The 24777-nt window shown below is 74.6% G+C and carries 22 protein-coding genes; 6 read left to right on the forward strand and 16 right to left on the reverse strand.

Going from position 1 to position 24777, the window contains the following annotated elements:
* Positions 1-168: 168 nt before the first annotated feature.
* Positions 169-849 carry a DUF6518 family protein gene (locus ACPPVO_RS38330; protein WP_426503459.1) on the forward strand — a complete coding sequence of 227 codons (681 nt, stop codon included), beginning with the start codon at positions 169-171 and terminating at the stop codon, positions 847-849.
* A 131-nt stretch (positions 850-980) separates the two neighbouring features.
* Here the strand turns inward: ACPPVO_RS38330 and ACPPVO_RS38335 are convergent, their stop codons facing one another.
* From ACPPVO_RS38335 to ACPPVO_RS38370, 8 genes are all read right to left on the reverse strand, one after another.
* Positions 981-1979 carry a CHASE3 domain-containing protein gene (locus ACPPVO_RS38335; RefSeq protein ID WP_426503460.1) on the reverse strand — a complete coding sequence of 333 codons (999 nt, stop codon included), beginning with the start codon at positions 1977-1979 and terminating at the stop codon, positions 981-983.
* Positions 1980-2118: 139 nt separating this feature from the next.
* Positions 2119-3423 carry a sensor histidine kinase gene (locus tag ACPPVO_RS38340; RefSeq protein WP_426503461.1) on the reverse strand — a complete coding sequence of 435 codons (1305 nt, stop codon included), beginning with the start codon at positions 3421-3423 and terminating at the stop codon, positions 2119-2121.
* A 74-nt stretch (positions 3424-3497) separates the two neighbouring features.
* Complete coding sequence (locus ACPPVO_RS38345; protein WP_426503462.1) at positions 3498-4664, reverse strand: hypothetical protein; 1167 nt, start codon at positions 4662-4664, stop codon at positions 3498-3500.
* A gap of 76 nt (positions 4665-4740) precedes the next feature.
* On the reverse strand, positions 4741-5151 hold the full coding sequence (locus ACPPVO_RS38350) for a pyridoxamine 5'-phosphate oxidase family protein (RefSeq protein WP_426503463.1): 411 nt from the start codon (positions 5149-5151) through the stop codon (positions 4741-4743).
* A complete protein-coding gene (cydC, locus tag ACPPVO_RS38355) occupies positions 5120-6925 on the reverse strand; it encodes a thiol reductant ABC exporter subunit CydC (RefSeq protein WP_426503465.1) in 1806 nt (601 codons plus the stop codon). Before cydC ends, ACPPVO_RS38350 begins: the two co-directional genes overlap by 32 nt.
* A 313-nt stretch (positions 6926-7238) precedes the next feature.
* Entirely contained in the window at positions 7239-9077 is a 1839-nt protein-coding gene (cydD, locus tag ACPPVO_RS38360) for a thiol reductant ABC exporter subunit CydD (protein WP_426503466.1), read from the reverse strand.
* Between the two features lie 29 nt (positions 9078-9106).
* Complete coding sequence (gene cydB / locus ACPPVO_RS38365; RefSeq protein WP_426503468.1) at positions 9107-10111, reverse strand: cytochrome d ubiquinol oxidase subunit II; 1005 nt, start codon at positions 10109-10111, stop codon at positions 9107-9109.
* Between the two features lie 15 nt (positions 10112-10126).
* Positions 10127-11521, reverse strand: a complete 1395-nt coding sequence (locus ACPPVO_RS38370; protein ID WP_426503470.1) for a cytochrome ubiquinol oxidase subunit I — start codon at positions 11519-11521, stop codon at positions 10127-10129.
* Positions 11522-11983: 462 nt separating this feature from the next.
* Here ACPPVO_RS38370 and ACPPVO_RS38375 point away from each other — a divergent pair, with 462 nt between their 5' ends.
* Together ACPPVO_RS38375 and ACPPVO_RS38380 are read left to right on the forward strand one after the other, a co-directional pair.
* On the forward strand, positions 11984-12622 hold the full coding sequence (locus ACPPVO_RS38375) for a response regulator transcription factor (RefSeq protein ID WP_360372779.1): 639 nt from the start codon (positions 11984-11986) through the stop codon (positions 12620-12622).
* Positions 12623-12636: 14 nt separating this feature from the next.
* Positions 12637-14295, forward strand: coding sequence for a GAF domain-containing protein (locus ACPPVO_RS38380; protein WP_426514775.1), 1659 nt, complete (start codon positions 12637-12639; stop codon positions 14293-14295).
* A gap of 41 nt (positions 14296-14336) precedes the next feature.
* On the opposite strand, the gene ACPPVO_RS38385 is transcribed toward ACPPVO_RS38380, so the two are convergent.
* On the reverse strand, positions 14337-14798 hold the full coding sequence (locus ACPPVO_RS38385) for a hypothetical protein (RefSeq protein ID WP_426503471.1): 462 nt from the start codon (positions 14796-14798) through the stop codon (positions 14337-14339).
* Between the two features lie 133 nt (positions 14799-14931).
* Between ACPPVO_RS38385 and ACPPVO_RS38390 the strand changes: the two genes are divergently transcribed.
* Genes ACPPVO_RS38390 through ACPPVO_RS38400 form a run of 3 tightly spaced genes read left to right on the forward strand, consistent with a single transcriptional unit; the run spans position 14932 to position 18112 of the window.
* The gene (locus ACPPVO_RS38390; protein ID WP_426503472.1) at positions 14932-15636 is read left to right on the forward strand and encodes a response regulator transcription factor; all 705 of its coding nucleotides are present in this window, start codon (positions 14932-14934) and stop codon (positions 15634-15636) included.
* Positions 15633-17042 (forward strand): HAMP domain-containing sensor histidine kinase, encoded by a 1410-nt coding sequence (locus tag ACPPVO_RS38395; RefSeq protein WP_426503473.1) that lies wholly within the window; start codon positions 15633-15635, stop codon positions 17040-17042. Before ACPPVO_RS38390 ends, ACPPVO_RS38395 begins: the two co-directional genes overlap by 4 nt.
* Complete coding sequence (locus ACPPVO_RS38400; RefSeq protein WP_426503474.1) at positions 17039-18112, forward strand: CapA family protein; 1074 nt, start codon at positions 17039-17041, stop codon at positions 18110-18112. Before ACPPVO_RS38395 ends, ACPPVO_RS38400 begins: the two co-directional genes overlap by 4 nt.
* On the opposite strand, the gene ACPPVO_RS38405 is transcribed toward ACPPVO_RS38400, so the two are convergent.
* The 7 genes from ACPPVO_RS38405 to ACPPVO_RS38435 form a co-directional block, all read right to left on the reverse strand.
* Positions 18065-18436 (reverse strand): AtzH-like domain-containing protein, encoded by a 372-nt coding sequence (locus tag ACPPVO_RS38405; RefSeq protein ID WP_360372793.1) that lies wholly within the window; start codon positions 18434-18436, stop codon positions 18065-18067. The two genes, ACPPVO_RS38400 and ACPPVO_RS38405, sit on opposite strands and share 48 nt — an antisense overlap.
* A 10-nt stretch (positions 18437-18446) precedes the next feature.
* Complete coding sequence (locus tag ACPPVO_RS38410) at positions 18447-20045, reverse strand: regulator (RefSeq protein WP_426503475.1); 1599 nt, start codon at positions 20043-20045, stop codon at positions 18447-18449.
* The gene (locus ACPPVO_RS38415; RefSeq protein WP_426503476.1) at positions 20036-20722 is read right to left on the reverse strand and encodes a cysteine hydrolase family protein; all 687 of its coding nucleotides are present in this window, start codon (positions 20720-20722) and stop codon (positions 20036-20038) included. Before ACPPVO_RS38415 ends, ACPPVO_RS38410 begins: the two co-directional genes overlap by 10 nt.
* A gap of 11 nt (positions 20723-20733) precedes the next feature.
* On the reverse strand, positions 20734-21429 hold the full coding sequence (locus ACPPVO_RS38420) for a biuret amidohydrolase (RefSeq protein ID WP_360372801.1): 696 nt from the start codon (positions 21427-21429) through the stop codon (positions 20734-20736).
* Positions 21426-23162, reverse strand: coding sequence for an allophanate hydrolase (gene atzF, locus ACPPVO_RS38425; protein ID WP_426503477.1), 1737 nt, complete (start codon positions 23160-23162; stop codon positions 21426-21428). Before atzF ends, ACPPVO_RS38420 begins: the two co-directional genes overlap by 4 nt.
* Positions 23163-23277: 115 nt before the next feature.
* The gene (locus tag ACPPVO_RS38430) at positions 23278-23916 is read right to left on the reverse strand and encodes a GntR family transcriptional regulator (protein WP_360372807.1); all 639 of its coding nucleotides are present in this window, start codon (positions 23914-23916) and stop codon (positions 23278-23280) included.
* A gap of 161 nt (positions 23917-24077) precedes the next feature.
* Positions 24078-24770, reverse strand: a complete 693-nt coding sequence (locus ACPPVO_RS38435; protein ID WP_426503478.1) for a class I SAM-dependent methyltransferase — start codon at positions 24768-24770, stop codon at positions 24078-24080.
* Positions 24771-24777: the final 7 nt, after the last annotated feature.

A 24777-nucleotide genomic window follows, 5' to 3' on the forward strand; every position in this document is an offset into this window, starting at 1 on the left:
GACACGCACGGCGCGGAGAACGACGACACACGCTGCGCCCGACCGACGCGAGCAATCCCACGCGACGGCGCGCTGCCGGTGTGCGCGGCCCGATACGACGGCGCGGTACGGAGTCTTGTTTCCGGCGAAGGGCGCCCGCGGCGGGGCGTGGGGCTGGGTCATGGCTTCATGCTGCAGTCAAACAGTGGCGCGTCCGCCCGGCAGCGGATCGGTATCGGCTGGCCGTTGACCGCGGGCGTGGCGCTCGGCATCGCCTCCTTCTGTGCTGATCTCGTTGACGGCACGCTGCGTACCGTCCTGCAGTTCGTGGCCAGCACCGGCTTCGCCTGGGGCTGTGCCGCGTTCGTGGCGGCCTCCCCCGCGCGCACCCGGCGCGGCGCGGCGGCCGCGGCCGTCATCGTGTTGTGCACCGCCACCGGGTGCTACTACTGGCTCAACCTTCCCGGCGGCCTTCGCCCGGGCGGGGAGTCCGGGCCGCTGTTCAGGGCCTTCGCGTACTGGATGCTGCTGTCCATCACCGGCGGCACCGTGCTCGGCGCCCTCGCCCACGCCGTGCGCGCCGACGGGGCCCGCCGCGCCGCGGTTGCCGCCGGGCTCACGAGCGGGCTGCTCGCCGGGGCCGGGATCGCGATCGTCACGACGCTGCTCGTCACCGGCGACCCCGCGCGCGGCGAACTCGGTCAGGGCACGCTGCAGGCCGCGGCGGGCATCGCGGTCGCCACGTGGTCCTTCGCGCGCCGCCGCAGCCCGCGCGCGTGGATGGTCTACGTGGGCGCCGCCCTGGCCGCCGGCACCGCGGGCGCCCTGGCCTGGAGCGCCATCGAGTCCGTCCCGATCATCGGCTTCTGACCCGCGCCGGCGTTGCAGCACGAGTCCCGGTCGGCCTTGGAAATCCTCGGCATTCTCTCCATGGCCCTGACGCTAGACCCGGGGTACGACAAAAAACGCTCAGGAGCCGGCCAGCTGCGACCGGACCGTTATCACCGCGGCCACCACGCGGTCGAGCTCGTGGCGTAGTTCGTCCAGCGCCACCGTCGCGTCGTCCGGCAGGCCCGTCCGTGCTTGGCCTGGGTGGCCGCCATCGCCTCGTCGCGGGCGTGCAGTACGACCCGGGTCGCCTCCTCGACGGCGTCGGCCATCTCGGCGAGCTCAGCCGGCCCACGCACCTCCACCCGGCTGGCCAAAAGCGAGCCGACGACACGGCCGCCGATCCCGCCAGCTGAACGCGAGCCCACGACACGCGAGCCGACGACACGCGAGCCGGCAACACGCGAGCCGGCAACACGCGAGCCGGCAACACGCGAGCCGACGACACGCGAGCCGACGACACGCGAGCCGACGACACGGCCGCCGATCCCGCCGGCTGAACGCGAGCCGGCGACGCGCGAGCCGGTAGCGACCCGCCGCGCCGCGGCGGTCACCGCCGCGATCGGCCGGGACACCTGCCGCGTCGCCCACCACGCGCCGGCGGCCGTGAGCACCGCCGTGAGCAGCGCCACGCCGAGAATGGACCGCCGGGTCGACCTCGCCTCGGCCGCGGTCTCGCGCTGCTCCGCGTCGAGCTGCGTCTGCTCGACGGCCCGCATCCGCTCCAGCCCGGACTCGATAGCGGCCATGTCCGCGGCGCCCCGGTCGGTGTCGACGATCCGCTGGGCCGCCTCGAAGCCCTCGGTACGGCGCAGGTCGACGGTGTCGGCGAGCTCGGTGAGCTTGTCCAGCACCGACTCGCGCACCCCGGCCAGCGCCGCCGTCTCCCGCGCATCGCCCGCGGCGCGGACGGCCAGCCGTTCGAGGGTCTTCGGGATGAGGGCGACGGCGCTGCTGTACGGCGTCAGGTACTCCTCGTTGCCGGTGATCACATAGCCGCGCTGCCCGCGCTCGGCGTCCTGCAGTTCGTCGCGCAGCGCGTCGATGTCGTCGATGACCGCGTGGCTGGCCTCGACCTCGGCGCGGGCGTCGAGGAGCGTGCCAATGCGCACGTACGCGGATCCGCCCACGAGCAGCAGCCCCCGATGGCCAGCAGGTACCCGGCGGCGAGCAGGCGCGCCACCGTCCATCCGCCGGTCCGAGATCCCATCCCAACCGCCCCATCGACCGGGCGCGGCGAAACCTGAGGCGCTACAGGGGCAGACGAAGCCGGAGCAGCGCGCCCCCGGCCGGGGACTCCTCGATCGTCAGCGTGCCCCCATGGGCCGCGACAATGTCCCGCGCAATGGGCAGCCCGAGCCCACTCCCCCCACCGGTTCGCGACCGATCCTGATCCAGCCGGACAAACCGGTCGAAGACCCGATCCCGATCGACCGGATGGATTCCCGGCCCGTCATCGGACACCGTGATTTCGGCGGTACCGTCAACAGCCTCCACCGTCACCTCCACCACACCCACCGCATGCCGCGCCGCATTGTCCATGAGATTGCGCAATACGCGCTGCAAATGATGCGGATCCCCGCTCACCCGCACCGGCGCCGACCGCGCCACCACCTTCAACCCCGGCCGCTCCACCGCCAGCCGCTCCCGCTCCAGATACACCAGATCGTCGAGATCCACATCCTCCCGCCGCAGCTGCAACCCCTTCTCATCCACCCGCGCCAGCAACAACAAGTCCGAGATCAACCGCGCCATCCGATCACTCTCCCGCCGCATCCGCACCACATGCGGACCCTCCCCCAGCAGATCCAACCCCGCCAACACCGTCGACAACGGACTCCGCAACTCATGCGACGCATCCGCCACAAACCGCCGCTGCGCCGCCGCCCCCGCCTCGATCCGATCCAGCATCCCGTTCATCGTCACCGCCAACGCCGCAATCTCATCCCCCGTCGGCGGTACCGGCAGCCGCGAATCCAGATTCCGCCCCGAAATCGTCTCCGCCTGCCGCCGCATCGCATCCACCGGCCGCAACGACCGCCCCACAAACAAGAACGTCGCGACACCCACGATCACCGTCAACAACGGCAACCCGACCGCAAGAGCCCCGACCGCGGCCTCGGTACCGTCGTCAATCTCGTCAATGGACTGCCCGACGAGCACGGTGCGCGGCCCGGCATCGGTCGCGACGCCGAGCGCGGTGATCCGGAAGTACTCGTCGTGGGCCACGGCCAGCCGCCGCTGCTCCCGGCGCGTCTGACCGGCGGGCGGGCGCAGCGACGAGATCGGCTGGGCGCCCATGATCAGCGCGGAGGCGCGCAGCACCCGGCCGTCGGGGCCGAGGACCTGCACGACGGTACGGTCGCGCAGGGAAGGCCGCATCACCGCCGCGAGCGCCGCCTCGTCGTCGAGCTCCCCGGCCACCTGGGCCGCGCGGTCGCCGGTGTCCTGGTCGACGTTGCCGGTGAGGATGACCCGCGCGGCAACCACGAACGCGACCCCGGTGAACACGGACGCGACCGCGACGACGGCGGACGCGGCGAGCGCCGAGCGCATACGCACCCCGAGCCGCTGCCGAATCCGACCCGCAAACCCAGACACGCCCCGACGCTACCTCGTGGTCGAAACCCTCAGCTCAGCACCGCCGACGGCGTCCGGCGCGGGGTGGCCGGCGGCGCGTCGTCCGGCCCCGGCACCCCGATGCGCATCCCGACGGCCGGGTTGCCGACCCCGCCGAGCAGCGACCGCAGCGCGTTGCGTACCCCGGCGACCTCCACGACCTCGCTGATCGGCGACGCGGCCAGCCCCCGCGCGGTGAGCGTGAGCCACACGTCGGAGAGCGCCTCGCCGGCCGCCAGCCAGTCGCGGGGCTCGTCGCCGTCGGTGACGAACAGCACGTACACGGTGCCGCGGTCGCTCCCGCCCCCGGCCGCCAGCCCCGCCTTGATCGCGAAGTCCCGCGGCGCGACGGTCCGCCGCGCGGTCGCCACGACGCTCTCGGTCGTCACCCCGTCCCCGTGGGCCCGGTTCGTCCAGGCGCGCAGGTCGGCGCGGAACCGCGGATCGTCCCGCTCCACCTCGGCCGCGTGGGCGACGGCGCCCGCAAACGCGGTGACCTGATCCTCCCGGACAACCTGCAGGTGTACCCCATGCCGTTCCGCCACCGCCCGCAGCTCGTCCAGCACCGCCTCGGCGGGGCGCTCGTCGCCAAAGGGCCGCCGGTCGGTGTGCCGCCGCTCGATCGCCGCCGCCACGTCGGCATCGCTGAGCCGGCCGGGCTCGACCGCCGCCGCCACCCCGGCGTCGCCGAACCGCTCGGACTCGACCGCCGCGCCCACCCCGGCCTCGCCGAGCCGGTCGGGCGCGGTCGGCGTCGCCACCTGGGCGTCGCCGACACGGTCGGGCCCGGTCGCCGCGGCCGCCTCGGCGTCGCCGGGCCGGGCGACGCCGCCGCCGGTGGCGCCCCGGCCGTCCCCGGCCGGGCGCTCGCCCCCGCGGCCGAACCGGGCCACGAGGTCGGGCCGGTCGGCGTCCGGGAGCCGGTCGACGTCGGCCTCGAACCCGGCCGCGTGCAGCGCGGCGACCGCATGGTGCAGCGCGGCGCCGCAGCTGAGCAGGAGCAGCCGCCCGTCCGGGTCGAGCCCGGTGAGCTGCCGCGACCGGTCGGCCCACAGCTCGGCGTGGTCGCCGGCGAGCCGCCAGCGCCACGGCTGGCTGTTGAGGATCGACGGGGCCCGCAGCGCCGCGACGGACGCCTCGGCCACCAGGTCGATCTCGGCCCGAAGGTTGCGGTTCATGGCGTTCTCCTCTGGCGGCGTACCGGTGTCACCTCCCACGGTCGCTCCGCCCCGCCCCCGCCGGCAGGGCCGAAAGTCACTGATTCCCCGGGACCCGGCCGACCAGCTCGAAGCCGTTGACCAGGTCGCACTCGATCCCGATGACGCAGTTCACGGGCTCGTCGACCCAGGGCTGCAGCGCCGCCTCGTACCGCCGCAGCCGCTCCTCGTCCAGCACCAGCCGCGCCGTCCCGGTCACCACGACGCTCCACCCGGCGTGCGTCCCGGCGTCGATCTCGTCGGCCTCGTACGCGACCACCAGCGCCCCGTACGCCGTCGCCGCCGACGCCAGCCCGCCCCCGAGACTGCTGCGGATCACGATCGTCTCCCCGTCGAGCAGGTGGTTGACCGGCCGGATCGCCGGCAGCGCCCGGTCGGTGAACACCACCCGCCCCACGGCCACGGACCCGAGCAGCTCAAGACACCGCCGCCGCCCCAACGCGCGCATCGACCCCATCGCCATCACCACCCTCCAGCGTCACGATCGAGTCCACGTGGTCGCGGGCGTCCGTCCGGTGCGTGATCAGCAGCACCGTCCGCCCGCGCGTGGCGTCCATCAGGTCCTTCAGCAACGCGACCGCGTTCTCCTCGTCGAGGTGCTCGGTCGGCTCGTCGAGCACGAGCACCGGGAAGTCCGCGAGCAGCACCCGCGCGAGCGCGATCCGCCGCCGCTGCCCGCCCGAGACGGCCACCCCGTGCTCCCCGACCGCGGTCCCGAGCCCGTCGGGCAGCCCGCGCACCCATTCCCCGAGCCGAGCCCGCTCCAGCGCCGCCGCGAGCTCGTCCGCGGTGGCGTCGGGCCGACCGATGCGCAGGTTGGCCTCGATGGTGCTGTCGAACAGGTACGCGTCGTCACCGAGGTACCCGATGACCCGTCGCACCTCGTCCCCGCGCACCGAGCGCAGATCGACCCCGCCGACCGTGATCCGCCCCGCGCACGGGTCGAGCCACCGCACGAGCAGCGCCGCGATCGTCGACTTCCCGGCCCCGCTGGGCCCGACCAGCGCGACCCGCGCCCCGGGCTCGAGCACGAACGAGACGTCCCGCACGACGGCCCGCCCCGGCACCCACCCGGCCGCGACCCCCTCGACCCGCACGACCGGCCCGGCCCCGCCGACCCCGCCACGCAGAACGCCCGGCTCCGCGGGTTCGGACGCCGCGACGGCGGGTTCGGGCGCCAAGCCCGCAAGGTCCGGCGCCGCACTCACGGAGTCCGGCGCCACGCCCGCGAAGTCCGACGCCACGCCCACGGGGTCGGGCGCCGGGTCCGGCGTAGCGGCCACCTCGGCCAGCCGGCGCACGGCAGCCCGGGCGGCCGCCCAGTGCTGGGCCGCGAGCGGCACCGCGCCGACGATCTCGAAGACCGCCAGCGGAGTCAGTACGACGACCGCGAGCAGCTCACCGGCCAGCGTCCCGCCCCGGACCGCCAGCGCCCCCGCGACCAGGGCCGCGAGCACCGCAAGCCCCGTGCAGAGCGAGGTCACCGCGGCCGAGACGCCCGTGGCCGCGCTCGACCGGCGGGCCGCGCCCAGCAGCTCACGGTCGGTGCGGTCGAGGGCCGCGAGGGCGTCGCCGACCGCGCCGTACGCGATCAGGTCGGGCAACCCCTGCACGAGATCGACGGTCCCGGCCGCGAGCGCACCCCGCAACGGAGCCAGCCGCGCATCGGCCCGCCGGACAAGAGCGGCCTGCAGCAGCGGTACCGCCACCCCGGCAACCAGCACCCCCGCCCCCAGCGCCAGCCCCGCCGCGGGCAGCAGCGACCACACCAGCAACACCGACGCAAGCCCCGTCACCCCGGCGACGGCGATCGGCAGCGCAACGCGAACGACGAGGTCCACGACCGACTCCACGTCGTCGACGAGCCGGACCGCAAGGTCGCCCCGGCGGAACCCGGCCAGCCCCGCGGGCGCGAGCCGCTCGAGCCGCCGGAACACCCGGACCCGCAGCTCCCCCAGCACCCGCAGCGCCCCGTCATGCCCGGCGATGCGCTCGGCATAGCGGAGCACACCCCGCCCGATCCCGAACGCCCGCACGGCGACGATCGCCACCATGAGGTGCAGCACCGGCGGATGCACGGCGGCCCGCGAAATGAGCCACGCCGACGTCGCCATGAGCCCGACCGCACACCCCGCGGCCGCCACCCCGGCCAGCAGCGCCAGGCCGAGCCGCCCCGCCGCCGGCCGCACCAGCCCGAGCCCGGTCCGCACCGTCCCGCTCACCGCCCCACCCCCGACCCCAGCCGCCCAAGGCCCGCCGGACCCGCGCCGGAGACAACCGAGCGGCCCGAGACAATCGAGCGGCTGGAGACATGAGCCGAGGCAAGGCCGGTCATCGCGCAACCTCCAGCGGCCGGCACCAGCGCAGGCCCACGGCCGACGACGGCCACCAACGCCCGGCCGCCGGAGACCTGAGCGGCCGGCGCGCGGCGCATCGACGGCGACGTGAGGCCGGTCAACGCCCAGCCCGGCACGAGCACCCGGCCGCCCGGGCTGTGAGCCGATGACGCGCCCGTCGACTCCGATGCGTGGGCGGTCATGGCGCGACCGCCGGAGCCGGAGCCGGGGTCAGCGCGAGCACGCGATCGGCGAGGGCCACGAGGGTCGGGCGGTGGGCGGCCATGATGACCGTGCGGCCGGCGGCGTGGGTGCGGATCGCGACCAGGAGTTCGGCCTCCGTTGCCGGGTCGAGGCCCGCCGTCGGCTCGTCCAGCAGTACCAGCGGCGCGTCGCGCAGGAAGACGCGGGCCAGCGCGATCCGCTGGCGCTGGCCCGCCGACAGGCCGGCACCGTCGTCGCCCAGGGGGGTGTCGAAGCCGTCCGGCAGGGCGTCGATGAAGGACAGGGCGCCGGCCCGGGCGGCGGCGTCGCGCAGGGCCGCCGCGGTGGCGTCCGGGGCGCCCAGGCGGATGTTGTCGGCGATCGTTCCCGCGCCCAGCCAGGGGCGCTGCGGCAGCCAGGCCACCCGGCGGCGCCACGCGGCGAGGTCCAGCGCGGCGAGGTCCGCGCCGCCCACCGTCACGCGGCCCGACGACGGGGTGGCGAAGCCCATCAGCACCGACAGCAGGGTCGACTTGCCGCAGCCGCTCGGGCCGGTCAGCGCCACCAGCTCGCCCGGCGCGACCGTGGCCGTGAACGGGGGCAGCGGCGGCCGGCCCGGGTAGGCGACCACCACGTCCGCGAACGCCACCGCGCCACCGGCGGACCCGCCCGAAGCCGACACCGGCGCGCGGCCCGGGTAAGCCACCGCGCCACCGGCACCGGCGGAACCGCCCGAAGCCGGCACCGGCAGCGGCGTCTCCAGGATGGCGAAGGCCTCCTCCGCCGCGGCCAGGCCCTCCGCGCTCGCGTGGTAGTTCGCGCCGACCTGGCGCAGCGGCACGTACGCCTCCGGGGCCAGGATCAGCACCAGCAGCGCCGTGGCGAGCGGGAGGGCGCCGTCGACCAGGCGCAGGCCGATGCCCACCGCGACCAGCGCCACCGACAGCGTCGACAGCAGCTCCAGCACCAGCGACGACAGCAGCGCCACGCGCAGGGTGCGCATGGTGACGCGGCGCTGCTGGGCGCTGAGCGCGGCGATCACGGCGGCCTGGCGCCGGGCCCGGCCGAAGACGCGCAGGGTCGGCAGGCCCGCCACGACGTCGAGGAAGTGGTGCGACAGGCGGGTCAGGAGCCGGAACTGGCGCCGGTTGGCCGCCTCGGTGTGCCGGCCGACGAGGGTCATGAAGAGCGGGATCAGCGGCAGCGTGAGCGCGACCGTGCCGGCCGCGACCAGGTCGGCCGGGGCCAGCCGGGCGAGCACGATCAGCGGGACCAGCGCGGCGAGGACGAGCTGCGGCAGGTACCGGGCGTAGTACGCGTCGAGGGCGTCGAGCCCCCGCGTGGCCAGGGTGGCGAGCCGGCCGCTCGGCGGGGCCGCGGCCGGGCCCAGCGCGGCGGCGTGGGCCAGCAGCCGGGACCGCAGCTCGCGCTTGACCGCGGCCGAGGCCCGGGTGGCGGCCGCCTGCTGGGCCCAGGCGACGGCGGCGCGCAGCGCGACCACCGCGGCCAGCCCGAGCAGGGTCCCGCGGATGGCGCGCACGTCCGCGCCCTGCAGGTAGACCCGCGTGATCGCGTCGGCGAGCAGGGTCGCCTGGGCGACGACGAGCCCGGCCAGGGCCACGCCCAGGGCGACCGACAGCGCCAGGAAGACGCGCGTCGCCCGGGCGTAGCGCAGCAGCCGCGGGTCCAGGGGCTGTATCGAAGTGGGGGCCGGAGCGAGGCGAGGCTCAGGCGTCGGCTGGGGCCGCGCCGGGCGCGCCCCGATACCGGGGTTGTATCGGGGTGTGACCGGCGTGGTTCCAGGCGGCGTCTGAGTCCGCCGCAGCCCGGCCATCCACTTCGATACAGCCCCTCGGGGGCGCATCAGTGCCCGCCGGCGGGGATGTGCTCGACGCGCAGCCGGCGCCGGAACACCCAGTAGGTCCACGCCTGGTAGACCAGCACGATCGGGGTGCAGCCCGCCGCGACCCAGGTCATGACCTTCAGCGTGTAGGGCGTGGAGGAGGCGTTCGCCGTCGTGAGCGAGTCGCCGCCGGGCAGCGTCGTGGGCATCACGTCGGGGAAGAGCGTGACGAACAGCGCGGCGACCGCGAGCACGATTGTCGCTCCGGTGGCGATGAACGCCCAGCCCTCCCGGCGCGCCCGGGCCGCGAGCACGCCGCCGGCCAGGGCCACCGCCGCGGCGCCGGACAGCGCCCAGCCCCAGGCGTCGCGGTGGGTCAGCTGGGTCCACAGCAGGAACCCGGCGGCGATGACGATCGTGGGCCCGGCGACCCGCACGGCCAGCCGGCCGGCCCGCTCGCGCATCTCGCCGTCGGTCTTCAGCGCCAGGAACACCGCGCCGTGCAGCAGGAACAGGGTCAGGGTGGTGAGCCCGCCGAGCAGGGCGTAGGGGTTGAGCAGGTTGAAGAAGCCGCCGACGTACTCGTGGTCGCGGCCGATCGGCACGCCGCGCACGATGTTGCCGAAGGCGACGCCCCACAGCACCGCGGGCACCAGGCTGCCGCCGACGATCGCGAGGTCCCACCAGAACTTCCACTGTGGACTGTCGGACTTCCCGCGGTACTCGAATGCGAGGCCCCGCAGGATCAGCGCGACGAGGATGAGCAGCAGCGGCACGTAGAAGCCGGAGAAGAGCGTCGCGTACCACTCCGGGAACGCCGCGAACGTGGCCCCGCCGGCCACGATGAGCCACACCTCGTTGCCGTCCCAGACGGGGCCGATGGTGTTGATGAGCAGCCGGCGCTCGCGGTCGTCGCGGCCCAGCACGGGCAGCAGCAGGCCGACGCCGAAGTCGAAGCCCTCGAGCAGGAAGTACCCGGCCCAGAGCACGGCGATGAGGATGAACCAGACGGTGGTGAGCTCCATTTGAGGTGCCTCCCTTCAGTACGCGAATGCGAGCGGGCGGTCGGGGTCATCCTCGTCGGTGGGTACGACATTTTCGGGCGCACCCTGCTTGGCGTACCGCAGCATCAGCATCAGCTCGATGACGGCCAGCCCGCCGTACAGCAGCGTCAGCACGATGACCGAGAGCGCGGCCTGGCTCGTCGCCACCGACGGCGACACGCTCCCGGCCGTCCGGAACAGCCCGAAGACGGTCCAGGGCTGGCGGCCGACCTCGGTGAAGATCCAGCCGAACGAGTTGGCCAGCAGCGGCATCGCGACAGTGGACACCGCCGCGACCCACAGCCAGCGTCCGCCGGGCAGGCGCCCCTTGCGGGTGCTCCAGAGCGCCAGGAGTGCGACGGCCATCGCCAGGCCGCCGAAGCCGATCATCAGCCGGAACGACCAGTACGTGACCGGCACGTAGGGCACGTAGTCGCCCTCGCCGTACTCGGACCGGTACCGCTGCTGCAGGTCGTTGATGCCCTCGACCTCGCCCTGCGGGTCGGCGGTGGCCATGAACGACAGGAGCGACGGGATGCGCACGCTGTACACCTCCTCGCGCCCGTCCAGCGAGCCGATCGTGAACACCGAGAAGGACGCGGGCCGGCTGGTGTCGTAGAGCGCCTCGGCGGCGGCCATCTTCATCGGCTGCTGCTCGGTCATGACCCGCGCCTGCAGGTCGCCGGTGATGAGCACGGCGAGGCCGGAGACGAGCACGACCCAGGCGCCGAGCCGGAGCCCGGGGCGGAACACCTCGGCCTGGTGGCGGCGGCGCAGGTGCCAGGCGCTGACGGCCAGCAGCAGCGCGCCGGCGGTGAGGAAGCACGCGGCGATGGTGTGCGGGAAGGTGACCAGGGCGGTGCTGTTGGTCAGCACGGCGCCGATGTCGGTGAGCTCGGCCCGGCCCCGGGCGGCGTTGATCGTGTACCCGACCGGGTGCTGCATCCACGAGTTGGCGGCCAGGATGAAGTACGCCGAGAGCATCGTGCCGATCGCGGCGAGCCAGATGGTGGCCAGGTGCACCCGCCGGGGCAGCCGGTCCCAGCCGAAGATCCACAGCCCGAGGAACGTCGACTCCAGGAAGAACGCGAGCAGGCCCTCGATGGCCAGCGGCGCGCCGAAGACGTCGCCGACGAACCGCGAGTACGCGCTCCAGTTCATCCCGAACTGGAACTCCTGCACGATGCCGGTGACGACACCCATCGCGAAGTTGATCAGGAACAGCTTGCCCCAGAACTTCGTGGCGCGCAGGTACTGCTCCTTGCCAGTGCGCACCCACGCGGTCTGCAGCCCGGCGACGAGCGCCGAGAGGCCGATCGTGATCGGCACGAAGATGAAGTGGTACACGGTGGTGATCGCGAACTGCCACCGCGCCAGGTCGAGCGTGTCCATGCGGCGAGTCTGCGACCCCGGCCCGGCGCTCGAGCAGGGCCGAAGGTCACGTCCCGGGCGGGACTTCCGCGGGCCGCACGAGCCCGGTGCCGCCGTCGTAGCGGCGGTACACCAGGCCGCCCCGTCCCGTGCCGGCGTCGGTGAAGAACAGGAAGGTGCCGGACGGCGAGCGCCCCGAACAGCGCCTCGGCCGCGGTCCGCTCGTGCGGGAGCAACCCGCGAGTGATGACGTCCATACTGTGCTGCCTTTCCTGGGGGAGCTCCGCCCCACCCGGACCCCCTCCCACACGTCGGTCGCCGTCCGCGGCGAAGGGGCCGGGTTCGTTTTTGGCGCGCGGCCTCCACGGACCGCACCGCTTCCACTACAAATCCACGGCGCCGCGACCGCGGGACAGGGCCGAAGGTCCCGAAGACGGGACCTTGTTCCCTGGCGCCGCGCCGCAATGCTGGTAGAAAGAAGACATGATCCGGGTGTACCTGCTCGACGACCACGAGGTGGTCCGCTTCGGCCTGCGCGAGCTCCTCGAGCGCGAAGGCGACATCGAGGTCGTCGGCGAGTCCGGCTCGGCCGTCGAGGCCACGCACCGCATTCCAGCGCTGCGGCCGGACGTCGCCGTGCTCGACGGGCGCCTGCCCGACGGCAGCGGCATCGACGTGTGCCGCGACGTGCGCTCGATCGACGCGTCCATCAACGCGCTGATCCTGACGTCGTACGACGACGACGAGGCGCTGTTCGCGGCGATCATGGCGGGCGCGGCCGGGTACGTGCTCAAGCAGATCCACGGTACCGACCTGGTCGACGCGGTGCGCCGGGTCGCGGCCGGGCAGTCGCTGCTCGACCCCGCGGTGACCGCGCGCGTGCTCGAGCGGATCCGCAACGGGCCCGAGCAGCCCGACGAGTTCAAGCACCTCACCGAGCAGGAGCGCAAGATCCTGCTGCACGTCGCCGAGGGGCTGACCAACCGCGAGATCGCCGAGCGGATGTTCCTGGCCGAGAAGACGGTCAAGAACTACGTCTCCAGCCTGCTGGCCAAGCTGGGGCTGGAACGACGGACGCAGGCGGCGGTGCTCGCGTCGCGGTTGCTACAAAAGAAGCCGTGAACTCGCCGCTGCCGCTGCCCGAACTGTCCCGTGTCGACCTCGACGCGCTGCTGCAGGAGCTGCTCGCCCGCGTCGGCGAGGTGATGACCAGCCGGGAGCGGCTGCGCGCGCTGCTCGACGCGGTCGTCGCCATCGGCTCCGACCTCGACCTGCACAGCACGCTGGAGCGCATCGTGCAGGCGGCGTGCCGGCTGGCCGACGCGCGGTACGGCGCGCTGGGCGTGATCGGCTCCGACCGCATGCTCGTCGAGTTCATCAACCACGGCGTCTCGGCCGAGGAGCGGGCGGCGATCGGCGACCTGCCCCGCGGCCACGGCGTGCTGGGGCTGCTGATCGACGAGCCGCGCCCGATCCGGCTCCAGGACATCACGCAGCACCCGCGCGCCTACGGCTTCCCCGCCAACCACCCGCCGATGCACAGCTTCCTGGGCGTGCCGGTGCGCATCCGCGACCAGGTGTTCGGCAACCTGTACCTGGCCGAGAAGCGCGGCGGCGAGCAGTTCACGCAGGACGACGAGGACCTGGTCGCGGCGCTGTCGGTGGCGGCCGGCGCGGCGATCGACAACGCCCGCCTCTACGCCCAGGCCGAGCGGCGCCAGCGGTGGCTCGCCGCGGCCGCGGAGATCACCTCGGTACTGCTGGGCGAGGTGCGCCAGACCGAGGCGCTCGAGCTCGTCGCGACCCGCGCCCGCGAGGTCGCCGGGGCGGAGCTGGCCATGGTGCTGCTCGCGGCCGAGGACCGGCTCGTCGTCGAGGTCGCGGTCGGCGGGCCGGTGGGCGCGGCCGGATGGTCGATCCCGATCGCCGGCAGCGACTTCGCGGACGTGCTCGAGCACCGGCACGTGGCCGTCGTCACCGACCTCGGGGCCGCGGCCGGCTGGCCGATCCTGCTGCCGACCGGCACCGCGCTGCTCGTGCCGCTCGCCGTCGGCGGGGTGGCGCTCGGTGCGCTCGTGGTCGCGTTCGGCAAGGAGAGCGCGCCGATCACCGAGGGCCTGGAGCTGGCGATGGTGGAGACCTTCGCGGGCCAGGCCGCCCTCGCGCTGGAGCGCGCCCGGGCGCAGGACCAGCGGGAGATGCTCGCGGTCGTCGGCGACCGGGAGCGTATCGCCCGCGACCTGCACGACGTCGTCATCCAGCGGCTGTTCGCGGCCGGGATGCAGCTGCAGGGGGCGGCGTACCGCAGCTCCCAGGAGGACGTCCGCGAGCGCATCGGCCGCGTCACCGACGACCTGGACACGACGATCCGGGAGATCCGCGGCGCCATCTTCGAGCTGCGCGGTGTGCCTGGCAACAGCCTGCGCAAGGCCCTGCGCGACCAGGTCGACGAGGCCGAGGACGCGCTCGGGTTCCGCCCGGTGCTGCGCATCGACGGCCCGGTCGACACCGCGGTGCCCGACGCGCAGCGGACGGCCCTGCTGGCGGTACTGCGGGAGTCGCTGAGCAACATCGCCAAACACGCCCGGGCCGCGTCGGCGCGGGTGCTCGTAGCCGTGGGCGGCGGCTCGCTGGACCTGACCGTCGAGGACGACGGCGTCGGGCCGGCCGGCGGGTCCTCGGCCGGGCACGGGCTGCCGAACATGCGGGCGCGCGCCGCCGACCTGGGCGGGGAGTGCACGGTGGGGCCGGTGGAGACCAGGGGTACCCGGGTGATCTGGAAGGTGCCGGTCTGACCGGGCGGCACGGACCCGTCCGGGTCCGTGCCGCCCGGCGGTCAGGAGGCCGTCGGCGTGGGTACGGCCGTCGTCCGGGCTGTCGTCGGGGCCGGAGCCGGCGGCCGGTTGCGGTCGAAGCGGCCGTTGCCGGGCGCGCCGGGACCGCCGGGACCGCGCGGGTCGCGGGGGTCGCCGCCCCGGTAGTGCTCGTAGCGGTCGTGGCCCGGCCCGACGCGCTGCGGGCCGCCGTGGTGGCCGAAGACCACCGCGCCGACCGCCGTCACGCCCGCGCCCAGGCAGCAGCCGACCACCAGGGCCACGATCGCGATCAGCACGCCGTTGCGGCGCCCGCGGTCGCCGCGCCAGCCCCCGGGCCAACCGCCCCACGCCGGACGGCCGGGCGGAGGAGGCGGCGGGGGCGGCTGGGGCGCCGGTGGCGGAGCCGGTGCTTCCACGGGCTCCACCGGTTCGGCAGGCTCCGCGGGCGGCGGAGGCTGCTTGGAGAGGTCGTCGTCGGTCATGCATCAAGCATCGATCCCCCGCTTAAGGAGTGCGCGGTCCCACACCTAAGAATTGCGTGAGAGAGTCGAGCTCTTAGGCAATTCTTAGGCCCGCCCCGCCGCCGCTCTCACCCGCGGTGGCCAGACTCGGGCCGTGGACGAGGGGGCGGGCTTGCGGATTCTGGTGGTCGACGACGACGCCGCCGTGCGGGACTCCCTCGCGCGGACGCTGCGCTTCGAGGGGTACCAGGTCGAGACCGCCGACAACGGGGCCGCGGCGATCCTGGCCGTGCGGGGCGCGGAGCCCGACGCCGTGGTGCTCGACGTGAGCATGCCGGTGATCGACGGCCTGGAGACCTGCCGGGAGCTGCGGGGCGAGGGGGTGCTCGTGCCGGTGCTCATGCTCACCGCCCGCGACAGCGTCGGGGACCGGGTCGCCGGGCTCGACGCGGGCGCCGACGACTACCTCGTGAAGCCGTTCGCGCTGCAGGAGCTGCTCGCGCGGCTGCGGGCACTGCTGCGCCGGGCCCAGCGCACCGCGGCCGCGCCGTCGGGCGAGCTGCGCTTCGCCGACCTGCGCCTGGACCCGCAGACCCGCGAGGTCTGGCGCGGCGAGCGGCCGATGCGGCTCACCCGCACCGAGTTCGCCATTCTCGAGGTGTTCCTCCGCCACCCCCGGCAGGTGCTGACCCGGGAGCTGCTCTTCGAGCACGTGTGGGGCTACGACTTCGGGGAGACGAGCAACAGCATTCACGTGTACCTCGGGTATCTGCGCCGCAAGCTGGAGGCCGACGGCGAGCAACGGCTGCTGCACACGGTGCGCGGGGTCGGGTTCGTGCTGCGGGAGGAGCCGCTGTGACCGCCTGGTGGCACCGCCGGACCCTGCGTGACCGGCTCTCCATCCTGGTCTCCGGGGCCGTCGCGGTCGCGGTGCTCACGGTGGCGGCGGTGGCGTTCGCGGCCGTGTTCGAGATCCAGCACCGGCAGCTGCAGACCCAGCTCACCACCGACGCGCAGGCGATCGCCGCCCAGCCCGACCAGTGGCGCGCCGGCGGGGCGCAGCTGCCCGACCCCGAGCCGAAGTTCGGCCCGCCCGACGGCCACGGCCCGCCCTGGCACCGGCCCAAGGACCTCGGCACCCGCTGGCAGATCATCGACGGCGACGGGGCCACGGTGAGCGACTCCGCCTCGCTGCCGATCACCGCCGGGGTGCGCCAGGTCCTCGCCGGCCGCCGCGCGTCCGTGCAGGAGATGGTGATGCTGGACGGGGACCGGTACCAGATGCTGACCCTCCCGGCCACCGGCGGCGGCGCGGTGCAGGTCGCCATCAACCAGGACCCGTCCGGGCGCACCCTGGGCCAGCTCGGGCTCCTGCTCGCCGCCGGGTGCGCGGTCGGGATCGCGGGCGCGGCCCTGCTCGGGCGGGCCGTCGCCCGGGCCGGCCTGGTGCCCGTGTCCCGCCTGGCCGAGGCGGTCGAGGAGGTCGCCGTCACGATGGACCTGACCCGGCCCGTCCCCGTCCACGGCGTCGACGAGATCGCCCGCCTCGGCCGCTCGGTGAACACGATGCTCGGCGCCATCGACGCGTCCCGCCGCGCCCAGCGCACCCTGGTCGAGGACGCGAGCCACGAGCTGCGCACGCCGATGACCAGCATCCGCACGAACGTCGAGCTGCTGCTGGCGGTCGAGCGGCGGCCCGAGCTCGCGCACCGGCTGCCGCCCGAGGAGCGCGCCCGGCTGCTGGCCGACCTCGAGTCGCAGGTCGGCGAGCTGGCCACACTCACCACCGAGCTGGTCGAGCTGGCCCGGGAGGAGACGGCCCGCGAGGAGCCCGAGCCCGTCGACCTCGCCGAGATCGTCGCGGCGGCGGTCCAGCGGGTGCGCATCCGGGCCCCGGGCCTCACGTTCGCCGCCGACCTGGCCCCGGTGACGGTGCACGGGCGCCCGGGCGAGCTGGAGCGGATGGCGGTCAACGTGCTCGACAACGCGGCGAAGTGGAGCCCGGCCGGCGGTACCGTCGCCGTGGTCCTGACCGCCGGCGGCCGCCTGACCGTGCGCGACGAGGGCCCCGGCATCGACGAGGCCGACCGGCCCTTCGTGTTCGACCGCTTCTACCGGGCGCCGGCCGCGCGGGGCATGCCGGGCTCGGGGCTGGGCCTGGCGATCGTCGCGCAGACCGCCGCGCACCACGGCGGCACCGTCTCCGTCGCGCCCGGCGACCCGCGGGGGACGGTCCTCACGATCCAACTGCCGGTGCTCGCATGAGGGCGGCCCCGCTGGCGCTGGTCGTGCTGCTGGCCGGCTGCTCCGCCGCGCCGGCCGTGCCGGCGCCGCCGACCTCGCTCCCGTCCGCGCCGGCGTCGCCGTCCGCCGCCCCGTCTTCCGCGCCGCCGGCCGCGCCCGTGGACCTGACGTTCGCCTTCGCCGGTGACGTGCACTTCACCGGCCGCACCGCCGCGCTGCTGCGGAACCCGGCGACCGCGATCGGCCCGATGACGCCGGTGCTGTCCGGGGCCGACCTCGCCGTGGTGAACCTGGAGAGCGCGGTGACCGAGCGGGGCACGCCGGAGCCGAAGGAGTACCACTTCCGCGCCCCGGCGACGGCGTACACGGCCCTGAAGGCGGCCGGCATCGACGCCGTGACGATCGCGAACAACCACGCCCTGGATTACGGCCGGGTGGGCTTCGCCGACACCCTCGACCTCGCCGCGGCGGCGGGCCTGCCCGTCTTCGGCGGCGGCCGCACGATCGACGAGGCCTACGCGCCGCTGATCCTGCCCGTGCGCGGCGTGCGGGTGGCGCTGCTCGGCTTCAGCCAGATCCACACCCTGGCCGAGTCCTGGAAGGCGGGGCCGGCGACCCCGGGCATCGCGATGGCCTGGGACGTGCCGCGCGCCACCGCCGCGGTCCGGGCGGCCCGTGCGCAGGCCGACATCGTGATCGTGTTCAACCACTGGGGCACCGAGACGGTCTCGTGCCCGAACGCCGACCAGAAGTCCTTCGCCGCGGCCCTGGCCGGCGCGGGCGCCGACCTCATCATCGGCGCGCACGCCCACGTCCTGCAGGGCGACGGCTGGCTGGGCCGCACGTACGTGGCCTACGGGCTGGGCAACTTCGTCTGGTACGTGGGCTCCGGCGACACGGGCGTCCTGCAGGTCAAGGTCCACGGCCGCACCGCGACGCAGGCGACGCTCGTGCCGGCGGTCGTCTCGGGGACGGGCCAGCCCCGGCCGGTGACCGGCCCCGCGGCGGTCAAGCGCTTCACCGACCTGCGCGGCTGCACCGGGCTAGCAGACCGATACGTGGGCGTGGACGATTCGCCAGCCCTCCGGTAGCCGGACCCACGTCTGGGACTGGCGGCCCTCGCCGGCGCCGCCCGGATAGGCGAACAGCGTCGTCACGGTGGCCAGGTCCGGGCCGAAGGCGGTGATCCGGGTGTCGAAGAGGCGCCGGCCCGCCGGGAGCGGGGGCTGGGCGGCCCGCCACTCGTGCAGGGCGGCCGCGCCGGTCTGGCGGTCCGCGATGCCGAAGCGGGTCACCGCCGGTGAGTCCCAGAACCAGGCACCGAGCGCCCGGACGTCGCCGGCGACCAGCGCCTTCTCGTAGTCGGTGAAGGCGGCCGCGACCTCGGCGACGACGTCCGGGCGATCGATGTCCATGGGTTCCTCTCTAGACGGCCGGGGCCGGTTCGGGGGCGGCGGCGGGCGCCGGGTCCTCGGCGCCGTGCAGCCGGTCGAGCTCGATCTCGTCGGGCTCCTTCGCGCGCGGGGCCGGGCGGGTCAGCGCGAACAGGCCGCAGACCACCGCGATGAACAGGTACCCCAGCGCGACGGGGCCGCTGGCGTTCCATCCGACCTTCGCGGCGTGGATGAGCCCGACGAAGGACAGCAGCGCGCCGGCCAGGGCGAAGATCCCCGCGTGGACGAAGCGTTTGTCGATGATGAAGGCCACGATCGAGCCGAGGACCAGCCCGGCCAGGATGGCGCCCTGGCCGAGGGTGAGCAGGCCGCCGTAGATGACGCCGTTGCCCTCCAGCGCGGCCGTGCCGACCTTCGCCGCGGTGGTGCCGGCGGCGGCCAGGGAGTTGTCGATCTGGCTCGTCGCCCACTGCGCGATGTTGGGCACCAGGGCCGCGATCACCGCCGCGGCGTGCGCCTTCGGGGTGAACTGGAAGGCCTGAGCGCCGATGAGCAGGCCGATGTACAGCAGGATCGGCACGATCGCCGGCATCGGGAGCACCGCGCCGAGCAGGCCGAACATGCTCAGGAAGCACAGCAGCGCGATGACGACGCCGGTGGCCATCGAGTAGCCGTTGCGCCCGCCGGCCTTCTTCCAGCCCGGGTGGCCGACGTAGACCGCCGGCGGGAAGGGCGAGCCGAGCGCGGCGCCGATGATGGCCCCGGCCCCGTCGGCGAGCAGCACGCTGCGCAGGTTGTAGTTGTCGCCGGCGGCCGCCGCGCTCTCCACGTTGGACATGCCCTCGGTGAAGTTGTAGACGCCGAGCGGGATGGCGGTGGCCAGCAGCGGGGCCACGTCGGACAGGCCGGAGAACAGCAGGTTCAGGTGCAGGCCGGGCAGCGCGAAGCCGATGTCGTGGGCGGCCGCGCTGACCGCGTTGCCGTGCATGGCCCCGCCGATCCAGGCGACGGCCGTGCCGACGAGCAGCGCGGCGAGGCCGATCGGGAAGTTGCCGGGCAGCTTCGTGTCGGTGAGCAGGCCGATGAGCAGCAGCGCGAAGACCGGCAGGGCGACCCACGCGAGGTTCCACATCCGGGCCGCGGGCAGCATCGCGATGAACGTGATGGAGATGCCGGCCAGGGTGCCCAGCAGGGCCGCCCGCGGCGCGTACTTGCGGATGAAGGGGCCGACGAACGCGCCGATGAGCACGATCACGCCGATGATGAACGCCCAGGCGAGGCCGGCCTTCCACGCCTTGGTCGCGTCCTGCGTGCGCAGGTACACCGGCAGCATGATGACGAAGATGACGATGAACATGTGCGGGACGCTGGGGCCGTAGGGCAGCGCCGTCACGTCGGTGCGGTTCTCCCGCCGGGCCAGGCGCCGGGCGAGGAAGGTGTAGTAGACGTTGCCGACGACGAGGGCGATGCCCAGCGCCGGCAGGATCGCGTGGAACACGTCGTGCTCGCTGAGCTTCACCACGAACAGGCACAGCGACGTCAGGGTGAGCACGTTGACGAGCACGTTGACGCCGAAGCCGAAGAAGGCGTTCGTGTCGCCGCGCACCCACCACGGGATCTTCAGTTCCATGTCGGCTCCTTGACCGGCTGCAGGGCGGCGATGAACGCCGGGGACTCGGCGACCCAGCCGAAGATGCCGCCCTGCGCGGCGATCATCTTCAGGCCCGCCGCTTGGAACTCCGGGAAGTACGACCCGACGCAGTCGGCGAGCACGAGGCACTCGTACCCGCGGTCGTTGGCCTCCCGGACGGTGGTGTGCACGCAGACCTCGGTGGTGACGCCGGTGACGACGAGGCTGCGGATGCCCCCGGCGGTCAGCCGTTCGCCGAGGTCGGTCGCGTAGAACGCGCCCTTGCCGGGCTTGTCGATGACCGGCTCGCCCGGGGCCGGGGCGAGCTCGTCGATGATGTCGTGGCCGGGCTCGCCGCGGATCAGGATGCGGCCCATCGGTCCGGGCGCGCCGATACGCAGGCTCGGGTCGCCGCGGTTGAGCTTCGCGGGCGGGCAGTCCGACAGGTCCGGCCGGTGCCCCTCGCGGGTGTGGATGATCGTCAGGCCGGCCGCGCGGGCCGCCGCGAGCAGGGCCCGCGTCGGCTCGATCGTGCGGCGCAGCTGGGCGACGTCGTTGCCGAGGGTCTCGCCGAAGCCGCCGGGCTCCATGAAGTCGCGCTGCATGTCGATGACGATCAGCGCCGTGGTCGCGGGGTCGAAGGGGTACGGTCCGGGAAGTGCGTCGACAAGGGCCACAGTGGACACTCCTAGCCGGCTGTTGCCGCGATGACGTCGCCGGAGGTGGCGACGGCGCCGAAGACCCCGCCCTGCATGGTGACCATGTGCAGGGCGGCGGCGTGGTTGGACGGGTCGGTGGCGCCCGTGCAGTCGGACAGGATCAGGCACTCGAACCCGCGGTCGTTCGCCTCGCGCATCGTGGTGTGCACGCAGACGTCGGTGGTGATGCCGGTCAGGATCAGATGCGTGATGCCGTGCGTGCGCAGGACGAGGTCGAGGTTGGTGGCGTAGAAGGCGCCCTTGCCGGGCTTGTCGACGACCACCTCGCCGGCCAGCGGCGCGACCTCGGGCACGATCTGCCAGCCGGGCTCGCCCCTGACCAGGATCCGGCCGCACGGGCCGGCCGAGCCGATCTCGGCGCCGATCCGGGCCGAGCGCCAGCGCTTGTTCGGCGGCAGGTCGCTCAGGTCCGGGTCGTGGCCCTCGCGGGTGTGCACGACGAGCATGCCCAGCCCGCGGACGTGGTCGAGCAGCTTCGCCGTGCCCGGCAGGCCGGCCCGGGTCAGGCCGATGTCGTAGCCCATGCTGTCGACGTAGCCGCCGGGCCCGCAGAAGTCGGTCTGCCAGTCGATGCACAGCAGGGCGGTGCGCCCGACCGGCACCTGCCCGTCGTAGGGCCAGGCGTAGGGCTTCGCGCCGACGACCGGGCCGATGGTTGCGCTCATGGTCCCTCCTCGTGCCGGTAGGCCCGCCAGCCGCCGCCGGCGGTGATGTCCCGTGCGCCGGCGGCCGCGTACGCCTCGCACAGGAAGCCCGGGGTGACCGGGCCGTCCACGGTGGACACGAACCCGATCGACAGCGGCGGGGCGACGCCGGCCAGCAGCGCGCCCAGCGCCGTGCCCGGCAGCCGCCAGATCTCGACCTCGATCGCCGCGCCCGCGCCCGCGGCGACCCGCACCAGCCCGGGCACGCCGCTGGGCAGCCGGTACAGCCGGTAGCAGTCCGCGGTACGGGTGGTGCGCGCGAACCGCCCGCCGAGCGCGACGAGCTCCCCGTTGCGGGCCTCGCCGCGCAGGTGGTGCCCGACGACCGCGAGCTCGACCAGGTCCTCGCCGGACGGGGCGGCCGCCGGGGCCTCGCCCAGCAGGGCGGCGGCCAGCGCCAGCAGCGTCGGCTCGCTGAACGCGGGCCCGATCAGCTGCAGGCCGGCCGGGCGCCCGTCCGGGGTGTGCCCGTTCGGGACGCTCACCACGGCCAGGTCGAGCAGGTTCGCGAACTGCGTGTACCGGCCCAGGACCGCGTTGCGGCCCAGCGGGTCCGCGGCGATGTCGGCGAGCGTGTACGTGGTCGGGACCGTCGGCAGCGCCAGCACGTCGTGGCGCTCGAAGAGCCGGTCGGCCGCGGCCCGCAGCTCGCGCAGCCGGTGCTGGGCGCGGAACGTGTCGGCGGCGGTGTAGCGGCGCCCGCCCTCGATGATGCCCCGGGTCAGCGGCAGCACCTCGCCGGCGTGCCCGCGCAGGAAGTCCTCCAGGTCGGCGAGGCGCTCGGCGACCCACGGGCCCTGGTACAGCAGGCCGCCCGCCTCGAGCAGCGGTTCGATGCCGGCCGGGTCCACCCCGGCGGTGAGCCGGGCCAGGGCCACGCAGCCGGCGACGTAGCGCTCGGCCTGGCCCCGGTCGCCCTCGAAGTCCAGCGCCTCGGGCCGGGCGACGGCCAGCCGTACCGAATCCGGGTCCTTCCTCCGGGCCCGGCCCGTGCGGGACCAGGGGTCCTCGGGGTGCGGCCCGGCCGCCACGCCCAGGACCGTCGCGGCGTCGGCGACGTCGCGCGTGAAGACCGAGACGCAGTCCAGGGACCGGCAGGCGGGCACGACCCCGAGCGTGCTGAGCAGCCCCCGGGTCGGCTTGAGCCCGACGATGCCGTTGAGCGCGGCGGGCACGCGGCCGGAGCCGGCGGTGTCGGTGCCGAGCGCGAAGGCGACCGCCCCGGCCGCGACCGCGACCGCCGAGCCGCTGCTGGAGCCGCCGGCGATGAGGCCGCCGCCGTAGACGCTCTCGACGGCGCCGTAGGGCGAGCGGGAGCCGGTGAGGCCGGTGGCGAACTGGTCGAGGTTGGTCTTGCCGGCCAGCATGGCGCCCGCGGCCAGGAGCCGCTCGACCACCGGCGCCGTGCGCGGCGCCGGGTAGGCGAACGCGGGGCAGGCGGCCGTGGTGGGCAGGCCGGCGACGTCGATGTTGTCCTTGACCGCGAACGGGATGCCGTACAGCGGCAGATGCTCCTTGCCTTGCAACTCCCGCGCCCGGCGGCGGAGCGCCTCGGGCTCGGTCCGGCCGATCCACACCCCGTCCGGGGCATCGGCGGCGATCACCTGCTCCGCGACGTCGGCGGGCTCGACCTCACCGCGCCGGTAGGCGTCGCGGAGAGCGGCGATCCCGCTGCGGGCGGCGATGCTGGTCATGCTGTCGATTGTCGACAATTCTGTTACACGAACCGCCACGCCGTGTAACGCATCGATGTCCGGCGTCTCACTTCGCCGGCTTCCCCCGGAGCGCCTCAGGCGAGGTAGGAGCGCCTCAGGCGAGGTAGGAGCGCGCCCCGTGCCCGGCCAGCGCCCGCAGGACCGCTTCGCCGTCGTGGGTGCCGACGGCCTCGTGGAGGCGCTCGTGGCGGTGCACGCCGTCGTGCGGGCGGGCGACAGTGGCCTCGCGGCGCAGGTTGAGCGCCATGTACAGCTGGATCTTCACCAGCACCGACTCGTACACGAGGGTCAGCTGCCGGTTCCCGGCCAGCGCCACCACCGCGACGTGGAACTCGCGGTGCGCGGTGGCCACGTCGAAGTGGTCACCCCGGGCGTCGGCGGCCTGCATCGCCTTCATCGCCGCGGCCACGCCGGCCAGGTCGGCGTCGGGCGGCGTGGCCTGCACGGCGTGGCGCTCCAGCACGTCGCGGACCGCGTACAGCTCCTGGATGTCGGTGTCGGAGAGGATCGCCACGCGCACCCCGCGCCGCGGCAGGTGCTCGACGAGGCCCTGCTGCGCGAGGAGCCGCAGCGCCTCCCGCAGCGGCGCGCGGCTGATGCCGAAGCGCCGGGTCAGCTGCTCCTCGACGAGGCGCTCGCCGGGCTCGGTGCCGCCGCCGAGAATCTCCCGGGTCAGCCGGAGCGCCGCGAGCTCGACCAGGCTCGCGCCGGGCAGCTCCTCGCTCTCCTTCATCGGCCCAGTGTGGCAGACGTGACGGGAGACCCGTCAGCTCAGCTCCGCCGTCACGAGCGGACGGCCCCGCGCACGGCGGCGAAGCGGGCCCCGGCCTCGTCGATGGTGGCGAGCTAGGCGACGATCTCGCCGGGCCAGGACTCGCCGATGACCTTCTGCGGTCACGCCCGGGACGCCGTGACGAGCCACGCGCGGGCGCCGAGCCAGACGCCGTCGCCGGTCAGGTGTGCGGCGAGGTCGGCGCGCAGGCGCGTGAGCGCGTCCTCCGTCGCGGCGCCGGCCCCGGCGAAGCCGCGGACGAAGCCGAGGGCCGCGTCCGCGTCCGGGCCGTAGTACACGGGCTCCTCGACCTCGGTGCACGCCACGCCGGCGAAGCCCGCCGCCGTGAGGATCGGGGCCGGGTCGGCGAGCGAGAACGGGGACTCCGGCAGGGGGAACGCGCGGCGGAGCGTCACGGCCCACTCGTTGCGGTCCGCGGCCTGCCAGACCAGCATCACCAGGCGGCCGCCCGGGCGCAGTGCGCGGCCGATGTTCGCGAACGCGGCCACCGGGCCGGCGAAGAACATGGTGCCGAAGCGGCTGATCGCCACGTCGAAGGAGGCCGGCGCGAAGGCGTACGTCTGCGCGTCCGCGCACTCGTAGGCCGCGCCGCCCGCCTCCCGGGCCCGGGCGACGGCATCGGCCGACACGTCCACGCCGAGCACGTGACCGGCGGATGCGACATCGGCCGCGGCGCGGGTCGTCTCCCCCGCGCCGCAGCCGATGTCGAGGACGTTGTCGTGCGGCCGGATGCCCCAGGTACGGCGCAGCACCGCGCCGTACCTGGTCAGCTCGGCGTCGTAGTCAAGCGGCACCGGTGCA

Source organism: Dactylosporangium sp. McL0621, assembly GCF_049995355.1.
GTDB lineage: Bacteria > Actinomycetota > Actinomycetes > Mycobacteriales > Micromonosporaceae > Dactylosporangium.